This window comes from Catalinimonas alkaloidigena (assembly GCF_900100765.1).
GTDB classification, from domain to species: Bacteria; Bacteroidota; Bacteroidia; order Cytophagales; family Flexibacteraceae; genus Mooreia; species Mooreia alkaloidigena.
Map to the genome: position 1 here is coordinate 535,887 of NZ_FNFO01000004.1, position 24,601 is coordinate 560,487.

16 protein-coding genes are annotated in these 24,601 nt (G+C 58.8%); 8 read left to right on the forward strand and 8 right to left on the reverse strand.

The genetic code is table 11. The features are described 5' to 3' along the window. Positions 1 to 507: 507 nt before the first annotated feature. A complete protein-coding gene (locus tag BLR44_RS13105) occupies positions 508 to 795 on the forward strand; it encodes a hypothetical protein (RefSeq protein ID WP_089682535.1) in 288 nt (95 codons plus the stop codon). Positions 796 to 886: 91 nt separating this feature from the next. Here BLR44_RS13105 and BLR44_RS13110 read toward each other — a convergent pair whose 3' ends face one another. Together BLR44_RS13110 and BLR44_RS13115 are read right to left on the reverse strand one after the other, a co-directional pair. Beyond that, positions 887 to 1,840 (reverse strand): hypothetical protein, encoded by a 954-nt coding sequence (locus BLR44_RS13110; protein WP_143017264.1) that lies wholly within the window; start codon positions 1,838 to 1,840, stop codon positions 887 to 889. Positions 1,841 to 1,869: 29 nt separating this feature from the next. Continuing rightward, positions 1,870 to 2,355, reverse strand: coding sequence for a T9SS type A sorting domain-containing protein (locus tag BLR44_RS13115; RefSeq protein ID WP_089682539.1), 486 nt, complete (start codon positions 2,353 to 2,355; stop codon positions 1,870 to 1,872). A 413-nt stretch (positions 2,356 to 2,768) separates the two neighbouring features. Here BLR44_RS13115 and BLR44_RS13120 point away from each other — a divergent pair, with 413 nt between their 5' ends. The 5 genes from BLR44_RS13120 (at position 2,769) to BLR44_RS13140 (ending at position 11,616) form a co-directional block, all read left to right on the forward strand. Next, positions 2,769 to 5,819 carry a SusC/RagA family TonB-linked outer membrane protein gene (locus tag BLR44_RS13120; RefSeq protein ID WP_089682541.1) on the forward strand — a complete coding sequence of 1,017 codons (3,051 nt, stop codon included), beginning with the start codon at positions 2,769 to 2,771 and terminating at the stop codon, positions 5,817 to 5,819. A gap of 25 nt (positions 5,820 to 5,844) precedes the next feature. Further along, positions 5,845 to 7,335, forward strand: coding sequence for a RagB/SusD family nutrient uptake outer membrane protein (locus BLR44_RS13125; RefSeq protein WP_089682542.1), 1,491 nt, complete (start codon positions 5,845 to 5,847; stop codon positions 7,333 to 7,335). Between the two features lie 72 nt (positions 7,336 to 7,407). Next, the gene (locus BLR44_RS13130) at positions 7,408 to 8,601 is read left to right on the forward strand and encodes a glycoside hydrolase family 88 protein (protein ID WP_089682545.1); all 1,194 of its coding nucleotides are present in this window, start codon (positions 7,408 to 7,410) and stop codon (positions 8,599 to 8,601) included. 8 nt (positions 8,602 to 8,609) lie between these two features. Then, a complete protein-coding gene (locus BLR44_RS13135; protein ID WP_089682547.1) occupies positions 8,610 to 11,018 on the forward strand; it encodes a glycoside hydrolase family 2 protein in 2,409 nt (802 codons plus the stop codon). A gap of 31 nt (positions 11,019 to 11,049) precedes the next feature. Next, positions 11,050 to 11,616, forward strand: coding sequence for an RNA polymerase sigma factor (locus BLR44_RS13140; protein WP_176956024.1), 567 nt, complete (start codon positions 11,050 to 11,052; stop codon positions 11,614 to 11,616). A gap of 6 nt (positions 11,617 to 11,622) precedes the next feature. On the opposite strand, the gene BLR44_RS13145 is transcribed toward BLR44_RS13140, so the two are convergent. The 3 genes from BLR44_RS13145 to BLR44_RS28880 form a co-directional block, all read right to left on the reverse strand. Further along, positions 11,623 to 15,726 carry a hybrid sensor histidine kinase/response regulator transcription factor gene (locus tag BLR44_RS13145; protein ID WP_089682551.1) on the reverse strand — a complete coding sequence of 1,368 codons (4,104 nt, stop codon included), beginning with the start codon at positions 15,724 to 15,726 and terminating at the stop codon, positions 11,623 to 11,625. 96 nt (positions 15,727 to 15,822) lie between these two features. After that, complete coding sequence (locus tag BLR44_RS13150) at positions 15,823 to 17,019, reverse strand: trans-sulfuration enzyme family protein (RefSeq protein ID WP_089682554.1); 1,197 nt, start codon at positions 17,017 to 17,019, stop codon at positions 15,823 to 15,825. Positions 17,020 to 17,064: 45 nt separating this feature from the next. Further along, complete coding sequence (locus BLR44_RS28880; RefSeq protein ID WP_176956026.1) at positions 17,065 to 17,241, reverse strand: hypothetical protein; 177 nt, start codon at positions 17,239 to 17,241, stop codon at positions 17,065 to 17,067. Between the two features lie 400 nt (positions 17,242 to 17,641). Between BLR44_RS28880 and BLR44_RS13155 the strand changes: the two genes are divergently transcribed. Together BLR44_RS13155 and BLR44_RS13160 are read left to right on the forward strand one after the other, a co-directional pair. Continuing rightward, positions 17,642 to 20,671 (forward strand): SusC/RagA family TonB-linked outer membrane protein, encoded by a 3,030-nt coding sequence (locus tag BLR44_RS13155; RefSeq protein ID WP_245706047.1) that lies wholly within the window; start codon positions 17,642 to 17,644, stop codon positions 20,669 to 20,671. 54 nt (positions 20,672 to 20,725) lie between these two features. Next, positions 20,726 to 22,051, forward strand: a complete 1,326-nt coding sequence (locus BLR44_RS13160) for a RagB/SusD family nutrient uptake outer membrane protein (protein WP_245706048.1) — start codon at positions 20,726 to 20,728, stop codon at positions 22,049 to 22,051. Between the two features lie 73 nt (positions 22,052 to 22,124). Here the strand turns inward: BLR44_RS13160 and BLR44_RS13165 are convergent, their stop codons facing one another. The 3 genes from BLR44_RS13165 to aroQ form a co-directional block, all read right to left on the reverse strand. Next, entirely contained in the window at positions 22,125 to 22,832 is a 708-nt protein-coding gene (locus tag BLR44_RS13165; RefSeq protein WP_089682560.1) for a hypothetical protein, read from the reverse strand. 80 nt (positions 22,833 to 22,912) lie between these two features. Continuing rightward, complete coding sequence (locus tag BLR44_RS13170; RefSeq protein ID WP_089682562.1) at positions 22,913 to 23,983, reverse strand: aminotransferase class V-fold PLP-dependent enzyme; 1,071 nt, start codon at positions 23,981 to 23,983, stop codon at positions 22,913 to 22,915. Positions 23,984 to 24,085: 102 nt separating this feature from the next. Beyond that, entirely contained in the window at positions 24,086 to 24,520 is a 435-nt protein-coding gene (gene aroQ, locus BLR44_RS13175; protein ID WP_089682564.1) for a type II 3-dehydroquinate dehydratase, read from the reverse strand. Between the last annotated feature and the right edge of the window lie 81 nt (positions 24,521 to 24,601).

Below are 24,601 nucleotides of genomic sequence, written 5' to 3' on the forward strand. Positions count from 1 at the left end.
AGCGGCCATCGCGAGCAGATCATTGCAAAGTATTCCCCAGATCTTTTCGCTTATGAATTTCCCATAAGGTCAATCAATGCCTTATCGCGCGCACGGATTCAGGGAGAGTCAAATTGTATAGTGACGTTTGGTTGCTCGTCCAGTGTGGCGTCCACGCTGGGGCAAGGTCAGTGACTGCGAAAAAGAGCGTAGGTACTCTTTAGCATATATCGCTGAATCGGCCCAAAGGTCACCGGTTTGCGGCCGCTATTTTTCAGATCTCTACCAACGGGCGCTTTTAGTGGCCGAAACTTCTTCTTCCCTCTGCCAAGCTCCCCGGCCTCCAGATGTGGTCTGCCCTCCGCCTTTACACTGTCCGCTGATGCACGCATGGTGTACGAAATCGTACATCTAGACAGGAATAAAAATACCTATACGCGCTTCTGAGGGGCTTTTCATGGGTTTGGCACACTTCTGGACTTTACCTGACCGAACCCATATTTCTCAGCACGTTACTCCTACCCCCTCATGAAAACTCTTCTGTCTACCCTCGCCCTTCTCCTGGTCGTTTCCTTCTCCACCCTGGCTGGTCCTTCCGGCCCGCAGAAAGACGACGACACCACCGCCGAACCTACCATCACCTTCACGCAACAGGTCTATGACCTGGACGGCAACCTGCAGGCACAAACCCAGCAAGTCGCTCAGCTGCCCGAGAAGGTCGACTACCTCTTTTCCTACGCCGGGGTGGACTACTACATCCTCGACGAGGTACCCGCCTACGACAACACCCTCCGCGAAGTCACCCTCGAACCGTAAGCCCATTGCTCTCCAGGCAACCCTCAACCAGCAAAAAGGCGCCCCCCGAAGGAGGCGCCTTTTTTATGCGTTTTAGTGACCGTTGCTTGGATTAAGGACAAGTAATCGGTGTTTTCACAAACTCGCCGTTGTTGTCGAGGGTCACCCGCCAACACTGTCCATTAGGCGACTTCAGAATCATGCCTCGGCTGCTGTTGTCGACGTATACATCGCCGTCGGTTACCTGCAGGCGGCTTTTGGGTTGCGCCGTGGCAATGCCCACGTTTCCTCCGGCGCTGATGGTAAACTCCGGATGGTAACCATTCATGTGGTTTTGAATAAAGAACGCCTGATTGCGGTCGATCCCCAGGTCGAAAACACGATTATCGTCCGCGTTTTGCTGCAAACGCAACAACCGGCCGTGTGTGTTGCTGCCGAACGTGAGTCCGGTTGTCGTTCCGTTGATCCACAGGGGCAATTCGCCTCCAATGCTGTCTTTGCTGTTGATGTGCACCCGCCCCCTGAAGGTTGAGGTTGTGTACCCGATACCGATTTTTTTATTGTAGGAAATGCCCGTGTTTATCGGAACCCAGGGCGAAGGGGCTAAGTTTGAAACAACATTTCCGGCAATCCCGATTCCTTCGCCGCCTTCGTAGTCGACGACATTTCCGGCCCGGTCGGCATACAGCGCAAAGGGAACACTGAGCAGTTGGGACGTTCCCAACTGACGGTAGGCAACACCACCGTTTTCGTCCAGCTCGACTTTCAGAAAGAAGTCGTTGGTCTGCCAATCAATCGAAGAGAAATCACCCAGGTTGGTCTCTCCCTCCCCCACTTTCAGGGTAATAAGGCCATAAGCATTTGTCTGCGTAGCGTGGGTTTCAGCATAGACAGCTTGCCCGTCGGCCGTTCCACGAACAATGCTCAGGCGCATCGTTACGGAGCGATCCGTCAGAAGCGTGCCGGCCGCATCGCGCAACACAGCCTGGTAATTGAACGAATGAGGCGCTTGTGCGAACACGGCAAAATTCAGCATGCCGCACAGCAGGAGTATCAATTTTCGCATAGAATATCAAAAAACTGGTTAAAGAAAGGTTATTTCACTTTTTGGATTTTGTACGTAGCGACGGGCTGCTCACGCTCCGGCGTCAGGAGCATCAAGATGTAGGTGCCGGCCGACAATGCACGCAGGTCAAGCTGCTGTTGGTCTTGCGTGATGCGCTCGGTCAGGAGGGTACGCCCCTGCACATCGAGCAGTTTACAGACCACGTACTGCCCGGGCTTCTGTGCCAGCTCCAAGGTGACCTGATCGCTGGTAGGATTCGGAAAGACCTGGACCTGAAATGCCTCCGGATGTCGGTCGACCTTGCTGATGACCAAATTAGCCTGATGAAACCCTTGGGTAAGGGTTATTTCCGGTGTCGAAAAAGTTTCAACGACAGGCTCGCCGACAGACCAACTGAGCGTAAACGCGCCGTCGGTCGAGACCCCTCCGGCCGGGGCGAGAAGTGTCGGTCCGAGCGACTGCGCCTGTACTCCTACACAGGTGCCGAACAAAAGAATCGGAAAAAATTTTCTCATACGATTAAAAGTGGTTGAAAGCGTGAACGGAGAACGAAAATAAGAAAGCTAAGAATAAATATGACGAATATGTAATATAGGCGTATTCTATTCTCGCATCTCCATCTGGTAGTCACGCCTGACACGTTGCTCGCCGCTGCGGGCGTGCCGAGGCGCTTACCTGCCCTCCCGGACGATTTTCCACCCCATTCCGGACGATTCTCCTCCTGCCGGACGATTCTCCCCCCACCTTCGCACGCTCGATTCAAACGTTTGCACTTGCTTTACGGCGGTTCTTATTCCCACCACACGCTACGTATGAAATCGCCACCACCCGTTTCTCCGCTCGAACTGATTCTGGGCTTCTTCATCGTCAGCATGGTGCTGTTTCTTATTTACCTCCTGTAGAATCCTTACTTCTCAAACAACGATACATGATGTACAAAACTACTCTCCTCCTGCGTGGGCTTAGCCTAGCGCTCGGTCTGCTGGGATTCCTCAGTTCCGCGCCGGTCTGGGCACAAGCCGCGCGTACGGTATCCGGCACGGTCACGTCTACTTCCGATGGACAGGGGCTTCCCGGCGTCACCGTCATCGTAAAAGGCACTGCACAAGGCACCACGTCCGACCTCGACGGCAAGTACCAGATCCAGACGACCGATAACGCCACGCTGGTGTTCAGCTCCATCGGGTTTACCTCGCAGGAAATTCCGGTCAACGGCCGCGCCACGCTCGACGTCGCCCTGGCCGAGGATACCAAACAATTGAACGAGGTGATTGTGGTGGGCTACGGCACGCAGAAAAAATCGGACCTGACCGGCTCGGTCGCCTCCGTTTCGTCCGAAGAGATACAGGCCATCCCTACCCCCCGGCCCGATCAGGCCATTCAAGGACGCGTTCCCGGGGTGCAGGTAGCCACCACCAGTGCGCACCCCGGCGGCACGGTCCAGATCCGGATTCGGGGGGGTAATTCCCTGCAAGGCAGCAACAATCCGCTTGTGGTCATCGACGGAATGCTGGGGGGTGACCTGCAACTGCTGAATCCGAACGACATTGCTTCGGTCGAAGTCCTGAAAGATGCATCGGCGACGGCCATCTACGGATCGCGCGGTGCCAACGGCGTGATCATCGTCACGACCAAGCAAGGGCAGGCCGGAAAAGTCCAGATCGACGTGTCGTCGTTCTACGGCTGGCAGCAGATCACCAAGAAACTAGACATGCTCAACGCGCAGCAACACGCCGAACTTCTGCTGGCCAATCCGCTGCGGCCCTACACCCCCAACGACCCCGCCAGCTACGGCACCGGCACCGACTGGCAAGACCAGATTTTTCAGGTGGCCCCCATGCAGAGCTATCAGCTTTCGGCTTCGGGCGGGAGCGAAAAGACCCGCTTTCTGGTGTCGGGTAACTTCTATGATCAGGACGGCGTCATCAAAAACTCAAACTTTCAGCGCGGCACGTTCCGCCTGAATCTGACGCAAACCGTCAACGACCGGCTCCGCTTCGGGAACAACATCACGTACAGCCGGTCGGTCAACAACCTCGTAAAAATGAACGACGGCTACGGCAGCCAGGGAAGTCCGGTCACGATGTCGGCCCTGCGCTTTTCGCCGCTGATCGCGCCGTACGACGCCGACGGAACCTACTCGCCTTCGCTGCTGCCCGGCGACCAACTGGACAACCCGCTGCTGATTTTGTCGGACCGCATCGACCGCCGCACACGCAACTACCTGCTGGGCAATGCCTTTGCAGAGTATAAAATTCTGAACGACCTGATTTACAAGCTAAATTTCGGCTATATACTGGATGAAGATCTGTCGGAACGCTACGATTCGCGCCGTTTGCAGTCGGCCCTGAACGCGGGGCAGGCCACCATCGCCAACGGCCGGAACACCAACTGGCTCCTGGAGCACACCCTGACCTACCAGCACACGTTCAACCAGCGGCACGATCTGTCCGGCGTGGCAGGCTTTACGGCGCAGGGCATTCGCGACGTCTACAACCGCACCGGCGGCAGCGGCTTTCCGAGCGACATTCTGACCTACAAAAACTTGTCGCTGGCCTCAACGCCCCTCACCCCCGCCTCCAACTATACCAAGCAGACGCTGGCTTCCTTTCTGGGACGCATCAACTACAGCTACGACAGCCGCTACCTGCTGACCCTTTCGGGGCGGGCCGATGGCTCCTCCAAATTTGCGGCCAACAACAAGTGGGCGTTTTTCCCGTCGGCGGCGCTGGGCTGGCGCATCAGCGAAGAGCAGTTCATGCAGCACATCGCTGCCGTTTCCAACCTGAAGGTGCGGCTGAGCTACGGCATTACGGGCAGCCAGGCCATCTCCCCCTACCAGTCGCTGGCGTCGTTCAACCTGGGCTCGCGCTACACCCTCGGCACCACGACCTACACCAATGGCGTGCAGCCCGGGCGGGTTCCGAACCCGGACCTGAAATGGGAAACCACGGGCCAGACCAACGTCGGATTCGATTTGGGGCTGTTCAACAACCGCATCGACCTGACCGCCGACTACTACGACAAGAAGACCTACGACCTGCACTACAGCAAGCTGCTGCCGACCTACACCGGCTACACCAGCCAGGTACAAAACATCGGGAGCATGCGCAACCGCGGACTGGAACTGGGCCTGACCACGCGTAACCTGATCGGGCCTTTTACCTGGACCACCTCAGCCAACATCTCCTGGAACCGCAACGAGGTGCTGGAACTGGGCGACGACACCGAGTTTCCGCTGAACGCTTCCGGAGGCGCAATGGGCGCGGGTTTCTCGCAAACGGGTATCATCCGCGTGGGTGAGCCGGTCGGAAATTTCTGGGGGTACGTGTTCGACGGCATTTTCCAGAACGAAGCAGAAGCCGATGCACTGGCGCAGTCGGGTGCCAAGCCCGGCACGGTGCGCTACAAAGACCTGAACCAGGACGGCAAAATCGACAACGACGACAAAACCATCATCGGCAACGCCTTGCCTCAGTACGTCTTCGGCATCACGAACCAATTTTCGTACAAGGGCTTCGACCTGAGCATCTTCCTCCAGGGAGTGCAGGGGAACGACGTGCTGAACCTGAACCGCTTTTACCTGGAGAGCGTGGGCGGGTCGAACAATGCACTGGCCACCACCCTGAACTACTGGCGCGGCGAAGGCACCAGCAACACGATTCAGGCCCCCGGCGAAAGTCCCGGCGAAATGTCGACGCGTTTTGTGGAAGACGGCTCGTACGTGCGCCTGCGGAACCTGGTGCTGGGCTACAACCTGCCGAACACCGTGAGCGACAAGCTGCATTTGCGCCAGTTGCGGGTGTACGTCAGCGCGCAGAACCTCTTCACCTGGACGAACTACACCGGCTACGATCCGGAGGTCAACTCGCGGGGCGGCAGCGGCAGCACTTCGTCCGAAAACCTGGAACTGGGCTACGACAACGGCGGCTACCCCGGCGTGAAAACCTACACCGTGGGCCTGAACCTTTCTTTCTAATCCACCACCTCATTCGACATTACTCATGAAAAAATACGTCATCGCCCTCCTCACCGGCACCACCCTGAGTCTGGGCAGTTGCTCCGAATTTCTGACCGAAGCGCCCGAAAGCTTTCTGTCGCCCAGCAATTTTCCGGCTTCGGCCGCCGACGTGGAAATTGCTCTGGGAGGTTTGCAGAACTACATGCGCGGACAGGCGTACTACGACCGCGCCTTCTACTTCCTGGCCGAAGTGAGCTCTGACCATACGTTCGCGGCCTACACCAGCGGACTGCGCTACGAAATCGACGCCTATACCTACCAAGTCGATCATCAGTACGTGCGGGAAGTGTGGGGCGAAGCCTACCAGACCATCAACGAGGCGAACATGCTGATTCAGCGGATTCCGGCCATCGCGTCCCTGACCGACGCCGAACGCGGCCGGTACCTGGGCGCGGCGCAGTTCATGCGGGCGCTGAACTACTTCCACCTCGTGCGGCTGTACGGCGACCTGCCGTTGCTGACCGAGCCGGTGAACGACTTCGAAGCGGGCGCTACGCTGGAACGCTCGCCCGTTGCGGAAATTTACCAGGTGATTGTCAGCGACTTGCAGGCGGCCGAACAGACCCTCCCGACCAGTTGGGGCGGCGGCGAAGGCTGGCCCACCCAGGGCGCGGCCAAAACCCTGCTTGCGAAAGTGTACATGACCATGGCCGGCGCGCCGCTGAACGAAACGTCCTACTGGGCACAGGCCGCCGCGAAAGCGAAAGAAGTGATGGCATCGAACCAGTACCAGTTGCTGGAAGACGTGGCCGATCTGTGGAAAATCGAGCACAAGAACAGCGCCGAGCACATCTTCTCGATTCAGAACCACGCCGACCCGAACAACGCCTACTCGATCATGTCGGTCCAGTCGCGGCCCGGTTCCGTGGGCGACGAATCGGGCTGGAGCTTCTGGCACACCTCGCTGGACTTTATGAACGAGTTCGACGATCAGGACGAGCGCAAGGCCGCCAGCTTCCTGACCGAAGTGGTCACTCCCGACCAAACGTACCCGTACACCGTCTTCGGAAATCCGGACAATCCGCTGACCAACCATCCGTACATCAAAAAATGGTACGACGCCGGGCGCAGCAACTTCCAGGACCGCAGCCGCCGCACCGACACCAACATTCCGGTCTTCCGCTACGCCGAGGTGCTCCTCATGTTTGCCGAGGCCGAAAACGAAGCCAACGGCCCCACCGCCGATGCTTTCGCCGCGCTGAACCAGGTGCGGACCCGCGCAGGGCTCGCCGAACTTTCCGGGTTGGGCCAGGAAGAACTTCGGCAGGCCATCCGGCAGGAACGCAGCTTCGAGCTTTGTTTCGAAAGCAAACGCCGTTTCGATCTGGTGCGCTGGAACACCCTGGACCAGGCCATGGCGCAGGACTCGATTGCCAACGTAGGGTACGCGCCTTACAAAACGATCTATCCGGTGCCGCAACTCGACCTTTCGCTGAACGAGAACCTGGGACAAAACACCGGCTACGGCAACTAATTTTTTGTTGAGTGGCAGCTCCGGGGCAACGCTCGTCCCCGCAAGGCCCCGGGCTGCTTTTTTCACACCTTCATGAAGCAATCCTTTTTTGTACTTCTCTTGTTGCTGGCCGGGGCGTGCGCGTCGCCTTCGCCCGCGCAGCACCACACGTCGGCGTTCGACCCTGCGGCGGTACTGGAGCAACTGACCGATCAGGCACACCAGGCGCTGGCGCACTATCCGCTCGACACGGCCGACGGCTTTCCCCGCTCGCTGGAAGCGGATGGCTCGGTGCGGGGCGTTCGCTCCCGGGACTGGACCAGCGGATTTTACCCGGGCGTGCTGTGGATGCTGTACGATTACTCCGGAAACCAGCAGCTCAAACAAGCGGCACAGGCCTGGACGGCCGGCCTGGAACAGGAAAAATGGAACGGCCGCACGCACGACATGGGCTTTAAGATTTATTGCAGCTTTGGGCAGGGCTACCGCCTGACCGACGACCCGCATTACCGCGACGTGATTGTGCAGGGTGCCCGGACGCTGATGACGCGCTTCCGCCCCACGGTCGGTGCGCTGCGCTCGTGGGATCACCATCAGGACGAATGGGCATTCCCCGTCATCATCGACAACATGATGAACCTGGAACTTCTGTTTGCGGCTACCCGTCTCACGGGCGATTCCAGCTTTTATAGCGTCGCCCGGCAACACGCCCTCACCACCCTGCATAACCATTACCGTCCCGACGCCAGCTCGTTTCACGTCGTGAGCTACGACACCCTGACCGGCCAGCCGCTGGCCCACCAGACGCACCAGGGCTACGCCGACGAATCGGCCTGGGCGCGCGGACAAGCCTGGGGACTGTACGGTTTCACGATGACCTACCGCGAGACACGAGAGGCGCAGTTTCTGGAGCATGCACACCGCATCGCCGATTACCTGCTGCAGCGCCTGCCTACCGACGGCATTCCCCCCTGGGACTTCGACGTCCCCGAGGCCACCGAAGCACCCCGCGACGCGTCGGCTGCGGCCATCATGGCTTCGGCCTTGTTGGAACTGAGCACGCTGGGCGGCAAACGGGCCGACACGTACCGCACCACCGCCGACCGGCTTCTCACGACGCTGGCGTCGGACCGTTACCGCACCACGTCCGTAGAAACGCCTTTTCTGCTGCGCCACAGCACCGGTCACGTGCCGCACGGCGACGAGATCGACGTCCCGATCAGTTACGCCGACTACTATTTTGTAGAAGCGCTGCTGCGCCGGCAGCACCTTCAGGACCCGTCATAACTTTTCCCATGCGCCTTTCTTTTCTGTTTTTCTCGCTGATGTTCAGCGGAGGTCTCTTTGCCCAACCGAACGCGCCCCGGCAACAGCTCAACCTCAACCCGGGTTGGGAATATATGGAAGACGCTGCACCCACGCCCGAGCAACTGACGGCACCAGGCGAAGCGGTCGACCTGCCGCATACCTGGAATGCGTTCGATGCCGTCGACGCCGAACCGGGCTACCGCCGCGACGCCGGATGGTACCGCAAACGCCTCCGCAAACCTGAGGTCCCGGCCAACGCCCGCCTTCTGCTGTACTGCGAGGGCGCCAATTTCAAATCGGACGTCTACGTAAACGGTCAACGCGCCGGCGGGCACCTCGGCGGTTACCTGGGATTCGAGATCGACCTCACTTCCTGGTTGAAAGAGGGCGATAACGAATTGCTGATCCGCGTGGACAATGGCTACGATCCGCAGTTGATTCCGTCGCAGAAATCGGATTTTTTTCTGTACGGAGGCCTGACGCGCGACGTCTGGCTGAAGATTGTTCCGGCGCATTACCTGACCAATGTCCACGTGCATACCCCACAGGTTTCGGCCCGGGCGGCCCGCACCGAGCTGGACGTTTTTTTCAACACTCCGCTGCCGAAAGGCTACCAACTCACCGCCGAACTGCGCGATGCGGCCGGAAAAACCGTGCTGACGAAGCGTAGCTCTCCTTCGCCTGCCGACTCGGCGGTGCATGTGCAGCTCCCGACCCTGCGCACACCGCAACTCTGGTCGCCCGCCCACCCGACGCTGTACACATTGCACGTCCAGTTGCGCCACGGCAACCGGGTGGTGGACGAACTCACCGAAAAAGTGGGCTACCGCTGGTTCGAGTTTAAGGAACACGGTCCGTTTTACCTCAACGGGGAGCGTCTGCTGCTGCGCGGCACCCACCGTCACGAAGAACACGCGGGCTATGGCGGCGCGCTGCCCGACAGCCTGCATCGGCAGGACATGCAACAGATCAAAGCGATGGGCGCCAACTTCGTGCGGCTGGCACATTACCCGCAAGACCCGGAAGTGTACCGCCAGTGCGACAGCCTGGGCCTGTTGGTCTGGGACGAGTTGCCCTGGTGCCGGGGCGGCGTGGGCGACGACGTCTGGAAGGCACGAACCAAACAATTGCTCCGCGAGCAGATCGACCAGAACCGAAACCACCCTAGCATCATCCTCTGGTCGCTGGGCAACGAAATCGACTGGCTTCCTGACTTTCCGGGAGGCGACCACGAAGAAGCCATCGACGCCTTTCTGCAGGAACTCAACGACCTCGCCCACACGCTGGACGGCAGCCGCCTGACCGCCCTGCGGAAATACCCCGGCGCGGCGGCCATTGTCGATGTGTTTTCGCCATCGATCTGGGCAGGGTGGTATTCCGGCGTTTACAAAAGTTACGAGCCAGCCATCCGCGAAGCGATGCAAAAGCATCCCCGTCTGCTGCACGTGGAATACGGCGGTTCCAGTCACCTGGGCCGCCACACCGAACAGCCCATCACGGGCGAAGGCCGCCTGAACCCCAACGAGTGGGAAGAAGCGGTGAATCAGGTAGCGGTGAAAAACATCGCCAACAGCGGCGACTGGAGCGAAAATTACATCGTCGATCTTTTTGACTGGCACCTGCACGTCTCTGAACAACTCGACGATTTTGTAGGCAATGCGCAGTGGGCTTTCAAAGACTTCGGCACGCCACTCCGGCCGGAAAACGCCATCCCCTACATGAACCAGAAAGGCCTGGTCGACCGCGCCGGACGCCCGAAAGATGCTTACTATGTATTCAAAAGCTACTGGACCGACAGCCCCCAATTTTGTTACATCGAGTCGCACACGTGGACGGAACGCAGCGGTCCCGAAGGCCTGGCGCGCACCCTTTCGGTGTACAGCAACTGCGACGAAGTGGAGTTGCAGGCCAACGGCCGATCGCTGGGACACCGGACACGCGACCTGACGAAATTTCCTGCCTGTGGCCTGACGTGGGAGTACAACTTCGCTGAGGGCGAAAATGAGGTAGTGGCCATTGGCTATGCGGACGGAAACGCGGTGACGCGCGATACCCTGAACATCCACTACACGTACCGGCGTGCCGGCCCTCCTGCCGCAATCCGCTTGTCGGCACAAACGCTGCCGAACGGCCATCAACAGATCGAAGCCCTGGCAGTAGACGCCACCGGGCAGCGGTGCCTCGACTACGAAGCGTTCGTTTACTTCGACCACAACGGAGCGGGGCAATTGCTCAAAAACTACGGCACTCCCGACCGCAGTGCCGTCATCCAGATGGCGAACGGACGGGCCGTGATCGAGTTGATTCCCGGCGCGGGCGATGCCGTCATCGAATGCCGCAATCAATCGTTCAAAGGGGCTTATCTGGTGGTGCCCCCGCCCGGCAAAGGCCAGTAAATTCTGTTTACCTCACGTCTCGGAAGCTTTTATGAACATCGCCTCCTCTACTACGCTCAATTCGCGTGAACTCTGGAACCGCTGGCGCAACGGGTGCGACACGTCGTTCGCCCAACTGTTCGACCGGCATTACGAAGAACTGTATACCTACGCCCTGCGCTTCGCGGACGAAACGGAAGTGGCGGAAGACTGCCTGCAAGAGGTCTTCATCACCCTGTGGCACGCGCGGGCGCGGCTCCAGGACGTCCGGTCGGTGGGCGCTTACCTGCGGGCCTCCATCCGGTACAAGATCTGCGCCGTTATGCAACAAAATGCCCGTCGGGAAGGGCGGCTGGAACTGTTGCCCCCGTCTCCGCCCTGCGACTCGCCGGAAGAGCTGCTGATCCGGCAGGAGCGGCACGCGTACCAGGAGCAATGCATTCAGCAGTTGCTGTGCCAGTTGCCCAAGCGCCAGCGCGAGGTGGTCTACCTGCGCTATTTCGACGATTTTTCGGTGCAGGAAATTGCCCAGCAACTGTCGATCAATTATCAGTCCGTCATGAATCACCTCCACCGGGCCATGACGCGGCTACGCGAAGCCCACCACACGACTGTGTAGCAAGCATTACACTTTTACCGGATTGGCGGCGTACTGCGAAGGCGTCTGACCGAAATGTTTCCGGAAACATTTGCTGAAGTATTTCGGATCGCTGAACCCGACCTGGTAGCTGATTTCCGACACGGTGAGGTGCGGATGTTTGAGCAACTGCGCGGCCCGCTTCAACCGCAGCGTCTGAATAAACTCGTGCGGCGTTTGATTCGTGAGCGCCTTCGCCTTGGTGTAAAGCACGGTGCGGCTCAGGCCTACTTCGGTCGCCAGCGCCTGCACATCGAAATGCACGTCGCCCATGTGGGCCTCGACGGCGTTCAACAACTGTTGCAGCAGGGTTTCGTCGGCCGAGGTGACCGTAATTTCGCGGGGCTCCAGTTGCAGCGTACGGACAAACCGTTCGCGCAGACGCTGCCGGTTTTCCAGAAGATTTTGGACACGGACGCGCAGCAGCCGGGGGCTGAACGGCTTGGTGATGTAGTCATCCGCGCCGGTTTCCAGCCCGTCGATGCGGAAGATGAGGGAGGTACGGGCCGTCAGCAGAATGACGGGAATGTGCGACGTCTGCACGTCGGTTTTTAACTGGCGACACAATTCGATGCCGTTGCGGTGGGGCATCATAACGTCAGAAATGATCAGATCGGGCTGGCAATCAAGGGCCGCTTCGTAGCCCATCTCGCCGTCGGTAGCCTCGCGAATGCGGTACGCCGACGCCAGGTGATGCCGCAGGTACGAGCGCACGTCGCTGTTGTCTTCCACCAGCAGGAGAAGCGGCCGTTCGGCTTCGGATGTTGGAACTTCCGTCGCCGGTTCTTCTTCGGGCAAAGGTGTCGCTTCCACCTCCAGGGGAACGTGCCGGTAATGGCGTTCGTCTTCGCTGTCTTTGAAGTCAGGCAGCTTCTCGTCGGCGCGCAAATGGGCGTCACCCCGCGGCAGCGTCACCGTAAAACACGTGCCCCGCCCCACTTCGCTGGCCACCGCGATGGTGCCCCGGTGCAGTTCCACCAGTCCTTTGGTCAGCGCCAGCCCGATGCCCGTTCCGGCCCAGGCGGCTTCTTCGTGTGCGCCTTCGTAATACCGCTCGAATACGTGGGGCAGTTGCGCCGCCGCAATGCCCCGGCCCGTGTCTTTCACCCGGAGGCGTACCGTTTCTTCCTGCGCTTCTACTTCCAGGCCAATCTGCCCGCCGTCGGGGGTAAACTTGAACGCATTGGACAAGAGGTTGTAAAGCACTTTTTCCAGTTTGTCGCGGTCGTACCAGAGCATCACGTCCTCCTGGTTGGTCTGGAACGCGTACGTGATCTGCCGCTGGCGGGCGTATTCCTGAAACGAGAGCATCACTTCCTGTACAAACCTGACCACGTTGCCCGAAGCCGCCCGCAGCTGCATGTGCTCCGATTCCATCTTCCGGAAATCCATCAGCTGGTTGGTCAGGTGCAACAGGCGGTCCGCGTTGCGTTTCATCAACTGCAATTTGCGTTTGCTGCTGTAGCTGCCCTCTGCGGTGTCGAGCATCTCTTCCAGCGGCCCCAACAGGAGGGTCAGCGGCGTGCGAAACTCGTGCGAGACGTTGGTGAAGAACCGTAACTTGAGTTGGTGCAGCTTGTCGTGCTGCTCGCGCTTGAACTGCTCCAGGCGCAGGTGGTTTTGCAAGCGCTGCTGAAACAACAGGTGCTTCCGCAGGTAGAAAATGGCCCCGGCAAGCGCCACCGCATACAGCAGATAGGCCCATCCGGTTTTCCAGGGCGGGGGCAGCACAGTAATGGTCAGCGGAACCGCCGCCTCGTTCCAGACGCCGTCGTGGTTCGCGGCTTTTACTTCAAACTGGTACGTACCGGCCTCCAGGTTGGTATAGGTGGCGGTGGGTTTGCCGGTCACGCGGTTCCACTGCGCTTCCAGTCCCCGCAGGCGGTAAGCGTACTGCGTTTTTTCGGGATAGACGAAGTTGAGCGAGGCAAACGAAAGGCTGAAAATGGATTGGCGGTGCGAGAGCGTCAGGTCGCTGACTTCCCCAATCGGCCGGGGCAGTGGTCCTTCGTGACTGACGGAAACGGAACGGTTGAACAGCCGGAAGTCGGTCAGGACCAGCGGCGCGGTGTACGGATCGGGCCGGAGGCTGTCGGGGTGAAACATGAGGATGCCGTTCAGCCCCCCGAACAGCATGGTCCCGTCGCGCCGCCGCAGGCAGGCCCCGCTGGTAAACTCGTTGCCGAAGTAGTTGCTGGCCAGTTCGAAATTCTGAAACGTTTCCGTTTGCGGATCGAAGCGCGAAAGGCCGTGGTTCGTGCTGATCCAGAGGTATCCCCGGTCGTCTTCCAGGATGCCGTACACCACATCGCCAGGCAGTCCCTCCCCGGTCTGGTAATGCCGGAACGTGGCGTTGTGCCGATCGAAACGATTCAGTCCTCCGCCGTAGGTGCCTACCCAGAGCGACGCACCATCGCGCGTTTCGTAGAGCGTGTTGATGTCGTCGCGGCTCAGGCTTGTCGGAGTGGCGGGATCGTGCCGAAAGACCGTGACGCGTCCGGTCCGCGGATCGAGGCAATTGAGTCCGTCGCGGGTGCCGATCCACAGCAAACCCAGGCGATCTTCCAGCAAGGTGCGCACCACATCGCTGCTGAGGCTGTGGGGGTCGTTCTTATCATGCCGGTAATGCGTAAACGCGCCGGTGCGCCGGTCGAGCCGGTCAACGCCGCCACCGTATGCCCCTACCCAGAGGGTTCCGTTCCGGTCTTCCAATAGGGCATAGACCGAACTGTGGCTCAGGCTGCTGGTGTCTTCGGTTTCGTGTTGATAATGTTGAAACTCCTGCGCGCCCGGCGGGCGGTAGTTCAGTCCACCCCAGTAGGTCCCTACCCAGACGCCGCCGGTGCGGTCCAGCAGCAGGGATTTTACGTTGTTGTGGCTCAAGCTCCCCGGCGCATCGGGCTGGTGGGTAAAGTGGGTAAACCGACCGGTTTCCCGATCCAGCAAGTTCAGCCCCCCGCCCTCCGTACCGATCCAGAGGTTGCCCGCCTCGTCTTCCCGAAGCGTGCTGACTACGTTGTTGCTCAGGCTGTTGGGGTCGGCCTGGTGCTGAAGGTACGTGAACCGGTTGTAAAGCGGATTCAGAAGGTTGATGCCGCCATAGTACGTCCCGATCCACAAACTTCCCTGCCGGTCGGCATACAACGCATGGATGGAGCTATGGCTCAGCCCCTCCGGATGGTTGACGTCACTCGTAAATCGGGTAAAGGTGCCCGTTGCCCGGTCACGGCGGTTGAGGCCGCGCAACGTGCCGATCCAGAGATCGCCACGTTTGTCGAGACATAAAGAACGGATGTGGTGATCGATCAGGCTGTTCGGATCGTCGGGACGGTGGCGGTAGCGTTCCAGCCGGTTTTGTTCCGGTGCAAGCCGGTACAAGCCGTTGCCGTACGTCCCGATCCAGAGTTGCCCTTCCGCATCGAAACAGAGCGCGCGCACGTCGCTTGCAGGCAATTCCGCTTCCGCGGTACCTATGGTTTGCAACGTCCCGCTCGACGGATCGAAGTGCAGCAAGCCGGTACCGGTGCCGATCCAGAGCCCGCCCCGACCGTCCGACAGCAACGCCTGTACGCTGACCTGCGGCAGGTAATTGCGAAAATGCTCACCGTCCCGACGGCTCAGGCCCAAGGCCGTGCCCAGCCACAAGGTACCGTTTTCGTCTTCGGTCATGGCGTGGACCGTCAGGGCCGGCAGGTGGTTGGGCTCGCCCGCCTGGGGTCGAAACGTCCGAAATTGTTCCTGCGTCCGGTCGTAGCGGCTCAAGCCCTGATGCGTGCCGACCCACACCACGCCCTCCCGGTCGGTGAAGAGCGACGTAATTTCGTTATGCGCCAGGCTGGTCGAGTCGCCCTCGCGGTGATGAAAGACTTTGAAGGCATAGCCGTCGTAGCGGTTCAGGCCGTAGTGCGTACCGAACCATAGAAACCCCTGCGCATCCTGTGTTATGAACAGCACGGAACTTTGCGACAGGCCATCGCCCGTAGACAGGTGCCGGAACCTCAACGGCTGCCCCGGCAAGGCGACGTTCCAGCCGGCCCCGAACAGCAGCAGCACGGCAACACGTACAAAAGACGCTATGTGTGGTGGGCACATACGAAGGCAATTTTCTTCAAAGTAGAACTTCCGGTCGGCATTGCCAAAGATCCCCGGTGGGGAATCCGTACACCGGACGTGCTTCCCGGAACGTCGCTAATGCGGTTTCGCAGGTTGCGGCACCGCGTCCATGGCCGCCAGGGCCCGGCGCAAGTCTTCGATCAAGACCTCGGGCTCCTCCAGCCCGGCGTAAAACCGCACAAGGTTGAAAGGCAGCACGGCCTGGTAATTGGCCGAGTCGTACAGGGTGCACATCGGGAAGGCGAGCGACTCGTGCCCACCCCACGAACACCCCAGCAGGAAGCGCTTCAGCGTATTGCAGAACCGCTCGACGGCATCCCACGCCTGCGTACGCAATAAGACGGAAAACTGCCCTCCTGCCCACGTCATCTGCTGGCGGGCGAGCTCGTGCTGCGGATGCGTTTCAGAGAAGGGATAATAGACCCGCTCTACGCCCGGATGCGTCTCCAGAAAAGCGACGAGCCGTTCGGCCGTGCGACAGGAACGTTCGTAGCGCAGCGGCAACGTGCGCAGGCCACGCAACAGCAACCACGCGTTGAACGGCGACAGCACCCCACCCAATGTCATAAACTCTGACGCAAAAATCCGCTCCATCATGGCGTGTGTCCCACACACTACCCCGGCAATGGCGTCGCTGTGGCCACCGATGTATTTCGTGGCCGAATGCACCACCAGGTCGATGCCCAGCGCAATGGGTTGCTGCCCCAGCGGCGAGGCCGTACTGTTGTCGATCACCGTCACAATGCCCCTGGCGCGCGCCAGTTTCGCCACGGCGGCCAGGTCCTGCAACTCGTACGTGGTGGAGTTCGGGCTTTCCAGAAAGATCAGTTTGGTGGCGGGTTGCAGGGCTTCGGCAAACGCCTCGGGGCGCGTGCCGTCGATCATGGTAGTAGTCACGCCGAAGCGCGCCAGCATCACGTTCAGCAGCTTGTTGCTCCAACTGTAGGGCTTCTGCACACACACCACGTGATCGCCCGCCCGGAGGTGGACCATCACCGCGGCCGCCACGGCCGCACTTCCGCTGGCAAACAGCAGCGCATCTTCGGCCCCTTCGAGGGCGGCCAGTTTTTTCCGCACAACGTCGATCGTCGGGTTGGTGCCGCGTGTGTAAAACGGAATCGACGACTCGTGCTGCAACGCCTCGCGCATGTGCGCCACGTCGCGAAAGCAGAAGTTGGTGGTCTGGTAAATCGGGGGCGAGACGGCTCCGTAGTGGAGGCTGTGGTCTTCGCCCAGTTCATTCAGAATGTAAGAAAGATCCGGAGAGGACATAGAAAACTGCGTTAAAAAATCGGATTCAAAGGGTTGTCAGAAGCGTCAGGGGGCTACGCTGTCGGCGCGCGTCGAGTCCTGCAACGGAGCCACCGCATCGACGATGTGCTTGCGTTTCGCACCCGGCGGGGTAGTGCGCGACATGAAGTCGATGGTCATCACGATGACGCCCAACGTGAACAAAAGGCTAAGCCACAAAAAGATTTTTTTCTGACGATTCATCCCACCCCCGAAAGTACACAATCTCGGCAATGGTCGGGGCGTGGGGTGGCTTTTGCAGGCCGAATTCTCCTGGCCGGTCGCGCTTGGCGTACCGGTTGGAAAGCACCAGCACGCTGCACAAAAACAGGCCGGCCGGACGTAAGAAGATATTTGTGGTTCAAGAGTTTTCGAGTAATTTGCTGGCTTCCCCACCACTCTTTCCACCACTTTTGGAAGTTTATCAGCTTCTTTACTCCATGCGTGCAGCGCGTGGAGGTAGTTTCTGTGGACCTGAACCGGTGATGCTCGCTTCTGTGAGCGATCAGCCGTGTAACGATCCTGAATGACACGAAATCTTTCTCTTTTTTTATACTCTAACTATCGATCTGTTTCAATGCAAAAACCATTACTCCTTGTTTTAATGGTACTGCTTCTGCTCACGGGCAACCTCCTAGCGCAGAGCCGTACCGTTTCCGGCAAAGTGGTGTCCGCACAGGACCAAACGCCTTTACCGGGCGTGAACGTATCGGAAAAAGGTACGACGAACGGCACCGTAACCGATGTCAACGGCCGCTACAGCCTTACAGTATCGGGCGATGCGACGCTGGTTTTCAGCTTCATCGGCTTTACGGCTCAGGAAGTGGCGCTCAACAACCGTAGCGTTGTAGACGTGACGCTGGCCGAAGACGTCCAGGCCCTGAACGAAGTAGTCGTGGTCGGCTACGGAACGCAGGAGAAGGCGGACCTGACGGGCAACATCGCCCAGGTTTCCGGCGAAGAGATTCAAAACCTCCCGGTGACCAGCGTAGAGCAGGCCATTCAGGGCCGTGCGACGGGGGTGTTTATCGAATCGAACAACGGCAAACTGGGTCAGGGCATCTCGATCCGCGTACGGGGTTCTTCGTCGGTAACGGCCAGCAATCAACCGCTGTACGTGATTGACGGGATTCCGATTACAGCACAAAGCCAGTCGGGCAACGGCGCGCCGACCAACCCCCTGGCCGATATCAACTTCAACGATATTGAGTCGATCAACATCTTGAAAGACGCCTCTGCGGCAGCCATTTACGGCTCGCGTGCCTCCAACGGTGTGGTACTGATCACGACCAAGCAAGGGAAGTCGGGCAAAACCAAGTTCTCGGTCAACCTGTTGTCAGGCGTCAGCAACCCCACGGGCAAGCGCGAGTACCTGAACGCGCAGCAGTACGTCGAACTTTTCACCGAGGCCGCGGCTAACTCCAATGCCCTCGATCCTTCGTTCGATTACGTGGCGTATCTGGAAAGCCGCTTCGATCGCTATGCGGCAGGCACCGATTGGCGGCAGGCGCTGAATTCGACCCCTGCGGTCGATGAAAACTGGCAGGAGCAGGCTTTTCAGAAAGGCGGCATCACGCAACTCGATCTGAACGCCAGCGGCGGTAATGAAAAAACGCGCTTCTATGTGGCGGGATCGTACAGCGACCAGAAAGGCATCATGATCCGCAACAGCTTCGAGCGCATCAACGGACGCATCAACCTGGATCACCAGGCCACCGAGCGCCTGAATCTGGGCCTGAACCTGAGCTTGTCGCGTACCGTCAACGACCGCCTGTCGGACGACAACTCGTTCGCGACGCCGCTGCAATTGGTGGCCCAGCCCCCCATTCAGCCCGTCATCGACCCACGCACCAACGCCTTGAGCGGCAACTATACGCTTTATTTCAACGGGCTGCTTTACGTAGACAATGCCAAATACACCACGACGGTGTTCCGCAATTTGGGCAACCTCTACGCGAGCTATAACATTCTGCCCGGGTTGAAATTCCGTACCGAGTTCGGGGTCGACATCTTGAACCAGAACGAAGAAGAGTACTACGGCAAGCTGACCGCCCGCAACGTGGGCACGTCCAACGGCCTGGGTGCCAACCGGTACGTACAGTTGCTGAACTATACGACCAACAACTTCTTCCAGTACAACCAGACGATCGGCACGCAGCACAACATCGAAGCCACCGTCGGGATGAGCTTTCAGGAGTCGCGCCGCGACATGTCGTACGTAGAGGGGCAACAGTTTCCCAGCGATGCGTTCAAGCAACTGGCCAGCGCGGCTGAAATCACGTCCGGAACCACCGAAGAGACCGCCTTTAGCTTTCTCTCGTACTTTGCCCGCGCCAACTACGCGTACGCCAACCGCTACCTGCTAACGCTCAGCGGCCGGATCGACGGCTCATCGCGCTTTGGTGCCAACGAACGTTACGGTTTCTTCCCGGCAGCGTCGATGGGCTGGGTACTGACCGAAGAGTCGTTCCTGAATACCTCGGCGTTTCTGAGTTTCCTGAAACTGCGCGCGAGCTATGGGTTAACGGGGAATGCTGAAATCAGCAACTTCGCCGCCCGCGGCCTGTTTTCGGGCGATGGTGCCTACGGTGGAGTGCCGGGCCTGCGCCCTTCGCAGTCGCCCAACCCCAACCTGAAGTGGGAAACTACGGCCCAGACCGACATCGGGATTGACTACGGTTTCCTGAGAAATCGGATCTCCGGTGAAATAGACTACTACGTCAAGCAAACGCGCGACCTTCTGCTGAACGTGAACGTACCGGGATCGAGCGGCTTTACGACCCAGATGCGCAACATCGGCAAGCTGCAAAACAAAGGGTTTGAGTTCATGGTCAACACCTCCAACCTGGTAGGTGACTTTACGTGGAACACCAGCCTGAACTTCTCGATCAACCGGAACAAAATTACCGATCTGGACGGTCAGGTGATTGAAGGAGGCTTTGTTAACCGCGCCATCGAAGGTTACCCCATCGGCGTGTTTTACGAGCGTGAGTACGCCGGTGTAGATCCTGAGAACGGTGACGCCCTGTATTACATCAACGATCCGGAACAGCCCGGCAGCCGTGAAACCACGAACGATTACAACGCCGCCAACCGGATTGTCATCGGCAATCCGAACCCGGACTGGATCGGCGGGATCAACAATACCTTCGGCTACAAAGGCCTGGAGTTGACGGTGTTCTTCCAAGGTGTGTTCGGCAACGAGATTTACAACGGCGGGGGCAAGTTTTTCCAAGCCAGCGCCGACTTCTTCGATAACCAAACGACCGACCAACTGCGCCGCTGGCAGCAGCCCGGCGACATCACCGATGTCCCGCAGGCGCGTCTGTTCTTCGGCAACGGCACCGGGGAGTCGTCCCGTTTCCTTTCTGACGGCAGCTATGTGCGCCTCAAAACGGTGACGTTGGGCTATACCCTGCCCAGCGCGGTGATCTCGAAACTGAAGCTGGATCGGGTACGCATCTACGTGACAGGGCAAAACCTGCTGACGTTTACCAAGTACGAAGGGTGGGACCCGGAAGTGAATGCTGACTACCTGACGACTTCGTCGACGGGCAACATCAGCCTGGGGAACGATTTCTATTCGGCACCACAGCCCCGTACCATCACCGCCGGTATCAACCTTGGTTTCTAATTTACCCTTTACTCTGCAATGAAATACTTTTCATATTTTTCTATAGCAAGTTTTATGTTAGCGGCCGCCCTTACCACAGGCTGCGGCGACAAACTGAATATTGAGCCTCAGCAATCGATCGACGAGGGCGAAGCCCTAAGTACGTCGGAAAACGTTCAGGCGGTGCTGGTGGGTGCCTACGATGCCCTGGGCGACGGCGATCTGTACGGAGGACAACTGATGAAAGACACGGACCTGTTGGCCGACGACGGTGAGGTGTTCTGGTCGGGGACCTACATCCAGCCGCGCGAGTTTTACGTCAAAAGCATCCAAACTAACAACGCGAATGTTGAATCCACTTACCTGGCGGCCTACGTGGCCATCAACATCGCGAACAACGTGTTGAGCGCGCTCGACGTCGTGGACGAAGCCGAGCGCGACCGCGTAGAGGGGGAAGCCCTGTTTATCCGCGGTTTGGTGTATTTCGACCTGGCCCGCACATACGGAAAAGCCTGGAACGACGGCGACCCCACACAAAACCCCGCGGTTCCGTTGGTTACCGCACCCACGCGCACCATCGACGAAAGCAGCCGCGTGCCGCGCAACACCGTGGCGCAGGTCTATGACCAAGCGATTACTGACCTGACCCGCGCAGTAGAACTTTTGCCTGAAGAGAACGGATTTTTCGCGACCACGTATGCCGCTTCGGCGGTGCTGGCCCGCATCTATCTGCAACAGCAGGAGTACGGAAAAGCCGCCCAAGCCGCCAACCGGGTGATCGAAGAAGGTGACTATGCGCTGGTAGGAAACTACGCCAACGCGTTTAATAACACGGCTACGTCTACTTCGGAGGATATTTTTGCGATTCAGGTAACGACGCAAGATGGCGTCAACAGCCTGCATACGTTCTACGCCAACCCGGACAACGGTGGTAGAGGTGACATCGACATTCTGCCGGCTCACCTGGCACTGTACGAAGAAGGCGACGAGCGCCTGTCGTTGTTCTACGTGGACGATCCGAGCGATCCGCAAACCCTGGTCCGTACCGGCAAGTGGAAAAACCAGTACGGCAACGTTCCGTTGATTCGCCTCGCTGAAATGTACCTAACGCGCGCCGAAGCCAACCTGCGGGCCGGTTCGACCGTCGGTGCTACTCCGCAGGAAGACCTGACGGTAGTTCGGGAGCGCGTCGGGTTGTCGCCCACGTCGGCCACGCTGGAAGCCATTTTGCTGGAAAGAAAGCTGGAACTGGCGTTTGAAGGCCATTCGCTTCACGACACCAAGCGTACCGAGCAAGCGGTTGACGACATTCCGTTCGATGCCGATCGGCTGGTGTATCCCATTCCGTTGCGCGAAGTGGATGCCGCCGGCTTGCAGCAAAACCCCGGCTACGGGGGTTGAGCCCTCCGACTTCTTACAACAAAAAAGCCTGTCTGGTCCCAGACAGGCTTTTTTGTTGCATTTGTCTCTAATCTTATGGAGTCTCCGCCCGCGCGTTGTACTCCCGCAGCATGTCGATCACGTCCTGGCGCTTGCGTGGGTTGAGCTTGTTCTGTTTGATGAACGCCAGCATGGCCTCCGATTGGCGCGCGAAGAGCCGGTCGAGCATCACGGTGTTGGGGTTGTCGAAGCTCAGCGCAATGCGGTTCTGGTTCACCAGCGTTTCGTCGGTATACTGTTCGATTTCCTCGCGCTTCGCGTTGCGGATGTACAGAATCTCGAAGAGTTTGGTGCTGGACGAATTAAAGCGGCTGGGGTTGAAAAACGGGTCGTAGAAATAGTTGTAGCGGTAGGCATAGGGCGACATGGACGGATACACCGGGCGGTCGGGCGTGCGCATGGTCACACGGCGCCCCAGCAAAGAATAGGGTTCGCCTTCGTAAATCACCTCGAAAAAGGCCGCGATGTTGAGCAGCTCTTCATTACCCTCTCCCCGCTTCAAGGCCTGGTAGTAGCGCACGCCGTTGAGGTAGGCATCCCACAAATCGAAGCCCTGAATTTGTTCGGGTGTGAACTTCAGGACCTGTCCCTGCTGGTCGATTTCCACCACGTCGTTGGCGATATACCGCACCTGCCCTTTTAGCGTGTCGCCCTCCCAGGTAAACAAGCGTCCCTTGGTCCATTGTGCGGCCAGCGGATGTGTCAACAGGATCAGTACGAAAAAAGAGAGCAAGCGCTTCATAAAGGGCTAGGTTTAGAACGTAACGCTCAACATACGGAATTATCATGTACCGCGTCAGGTTTCCCGACCCACCAACCCACTTACGCCGGTCGGTTCGCGTAGGCCGTCAGGAAATCTACCAGTTGTGCCACCTCGCTGTCGAGCAGGGCAGGGAAGTTGGCGATGCGGAACGTCGAATCCTTCCACTCACCGTAGCCGTTGCCCAGCAAAAGTCCTTCGGCTTTGGCCGCGTCTTTGGTTGCCGCCAGGCGGGTAGCGTCGGTCTTAACCGTCACGACCGTCTGCGAACGAACGGCGTGGTTGGTCACCAGCGGCTGGTAGTGCGGCAGTTGCTCAGCCATGGCGTACAGCTGTGCCGCCCGGCGTTTAAGCTGCGCATCCACTTCGGCGATATCGGGGGCCGTCTCCATCACCCGCATCAGCAGGTAAATGCCCAGCACGTTGGGTGTGGTGTTGGTCTGCCACTTCTCGATGTTTTTCAGGATGGTCAACAGACTGTTGTAGTGGCGCTTCTCGCCGATCTCTTCCGCCTTCGCCACCGCACGCGGGGAGCAGACCAGCAGACCCAACCCCGCCGGCATACCGAAACACTTTTGAACCGACGCATGCCAGATGTCGGCGGCGGTGTAATCGGTCGCGATGCCCGCCATGGCCGAAGTGGCGTCTACGCTGATCAGCGCCTGCGGGTAGGCATCGCGCAGCGCCCGGATGGTATCGACCGAAGTTTGCGTGCCGTTCGACGTTTCGTTCTGCACACAGGCGATCAGCTCGGTGCTGTCGTCCACGGGCAGGTCCTGTACCGGAATGGCTTCGTTCACGTCCAGCACGTACGGCAACGCCCCTTCGTGCAGGTAATTCGTGTACTGAAATCCACGCTCGCCGAACGACCCGCTGTACAGGTGCAGGCTTTTTTCCCGGATCAGCGACTGCGCCACAATCTCCCACCCTTCGGACGACGACGAGGTGTACATCAGCGTGTAATCGTCGGGAATGTGCAGTTTGGCTTTGGTCGCTTCGATGGCCCGCCGCGACAGTTCGTTGAAGGCCGTACTGCGGTGGCTGATGCTGAGCACGCCTTCCTGAAACGCGTCTTGCAGGTACTCGCTGATGCGATCGTAAACTTTGGAAGGGCCGGGGAAGAAAGTAATCATGAAACGTAGATGAGTAACGGTTGAGGTATTCGGTTGAGTAAGGTCTGCGGAGAAGTGTATAAAAGGCAACGGCTCGGACCAGAAACGGTTACCGGGGTCACGCTACGAAGTGGTCGTTTTGGCGTGGAGCAGGTACAGCAGCGCCAGGCGGTAGCCGTCCATGCCCAACCCCGAGATGATGCCCACGCAGTTCGGACTCAGGTAACTGTGGTGCCGAAACGCCTCCCGCTTGAAAATGTTGGAAATGTGCACCTCGACGACGGGCGTTTTGATGGCCGCCACGGCGTCGGTCAGCGCCACCGACGTATGGGTGAACCCACCGGCGTTTAAAATGATTCCATCGAACGAAAAACCCACTTCGTGCAGTTTATCAATCAATTCGCCTTCGTGATTCGATTGAAAATACGCTATTTGCACGTCACTGAAACTGGCTTTGAGCTGCTCCAGGTACGCTTCGAACGACTGCGATCCGTAAATGCCCGGTTCGCGCACGCCCAGCAGGTTCAGGTTAGGACCGTTGAGGATCAGGATTTGCATAAGGGTGCCAAAATTACTCGAAACCCCTGACCACACAAGCGGTTCGATCCGGTTTACCCGGTTTGCCGTAGTTTTGTAAAT

Coding starts and splice junctions, on each gene's coding strand:
- BLR44_RS13145 (WP_089682551.1), bottom strand. CDS start 15,726: ATGTGCCCACCACACATAGCGTCTTTTGTACGTGTTGCCGTGCTGCTG.
- BLR44_RS13120 (WP_089682541.1), top strand. CDS start 2,769: ATGATGTACAAAACTACTCTCCTCCTGCGTGGGCTTAGCCTAGCGCTC.
- BLR44_RS13170 (WP_089682562.1), bottom strand. CDS start 23,983: ATGATTACTTTCTTCCCCGGCCCTTCCAAAGTTTACGATCGCATCAGC.
- BLR44_RS13125 (WP_089682542.1), top strand. CDS start 5,845: ATGAAAAAATACGTCATCGCCCTCCTCACCGGCACCACCCTGAGTCTG.
- BLR44_RS13105 (WP_089682535.1), top strand. CDS start 508: ATGAAAACTCTTCTGTCTACCCTCGCCCTTCTCCTGGTCGTTTCCTTC.
- BLR44_RS13130 (WP_089682545.1), top strand. CDS start 7,408: ATGAAGCAATCCTTTTTTGTACTTCTCTTGTTGCTGGCCGGGGCGTGC.
- aroQ (WP_089682564.1), bottom strand. CDS start 24,520: ATGCAAATCCTGATCCTCAACGGTCCTAACCTGAACCTGCTGGGCGTG.
- BLR44_RS13165 (WP_089682560.1), bottom strand. CDS start 22,832: ATGAAGCGCTTGCTCTCTTTTTTCGTACTGATCCTGTTGACACATCCG.
- BLR44_RS13110 (WP_143017264.1), bottom strand. CDS start 1,840: ATGCGAAAATTGATACTCCTGCTGTGCGGCATGCTGAATTTTGCCGTG.
- BLR44_RS13160 (WP_245706048.1), top strand. CDS start 20,726: ATGTTAGCGGCCGCCCTTACCACAGGCTGCGGCGACAAACTGAATATT.
- BLR44_RS13140 (WP_176956024.1), top strand. CDS start 11,050: ATGAACATCGCCTCCTCTACTACGCTCAATTCGCGTGAACTCTGGAAC.
- BLR44_RS13115 (WP_089682539.1), bottom strand. CDS start 2,355: ATGAGAAAATTTTTTCCGATTCTTTTGTTCGGCACCTGTGTAGGAGTA.
- BLR44_RS13150 (WP_089682554.1), bottom strand. CDS start 17,019: ATGTCCTCTCCGGATCTTTCTTACATTCTGAATGAACTGGGCGAAGAC.
- BLR44_RS28880 (WP_176956026.1), bottom strand. CDS start 17,241: ATGAATCGTCAGAAAAAAATCTTTTTGTGGCTTAGCCTTTTGTTCACG.
- BLR44_RS13135 (WP_089682547.1), top strand. CDS start 8,610: ATGCGCCTTTCTTTTCTGTTTTTCTCGCTGATGTTCAGCGGAGGTCTC.
- BLR44_RS13155 (WP_245706047.1), top strand. CDS start 17,642: ATGGTACTGCTTCTGCTCACGGGCAACCTCCTAGCGCAGAGCCGTACC.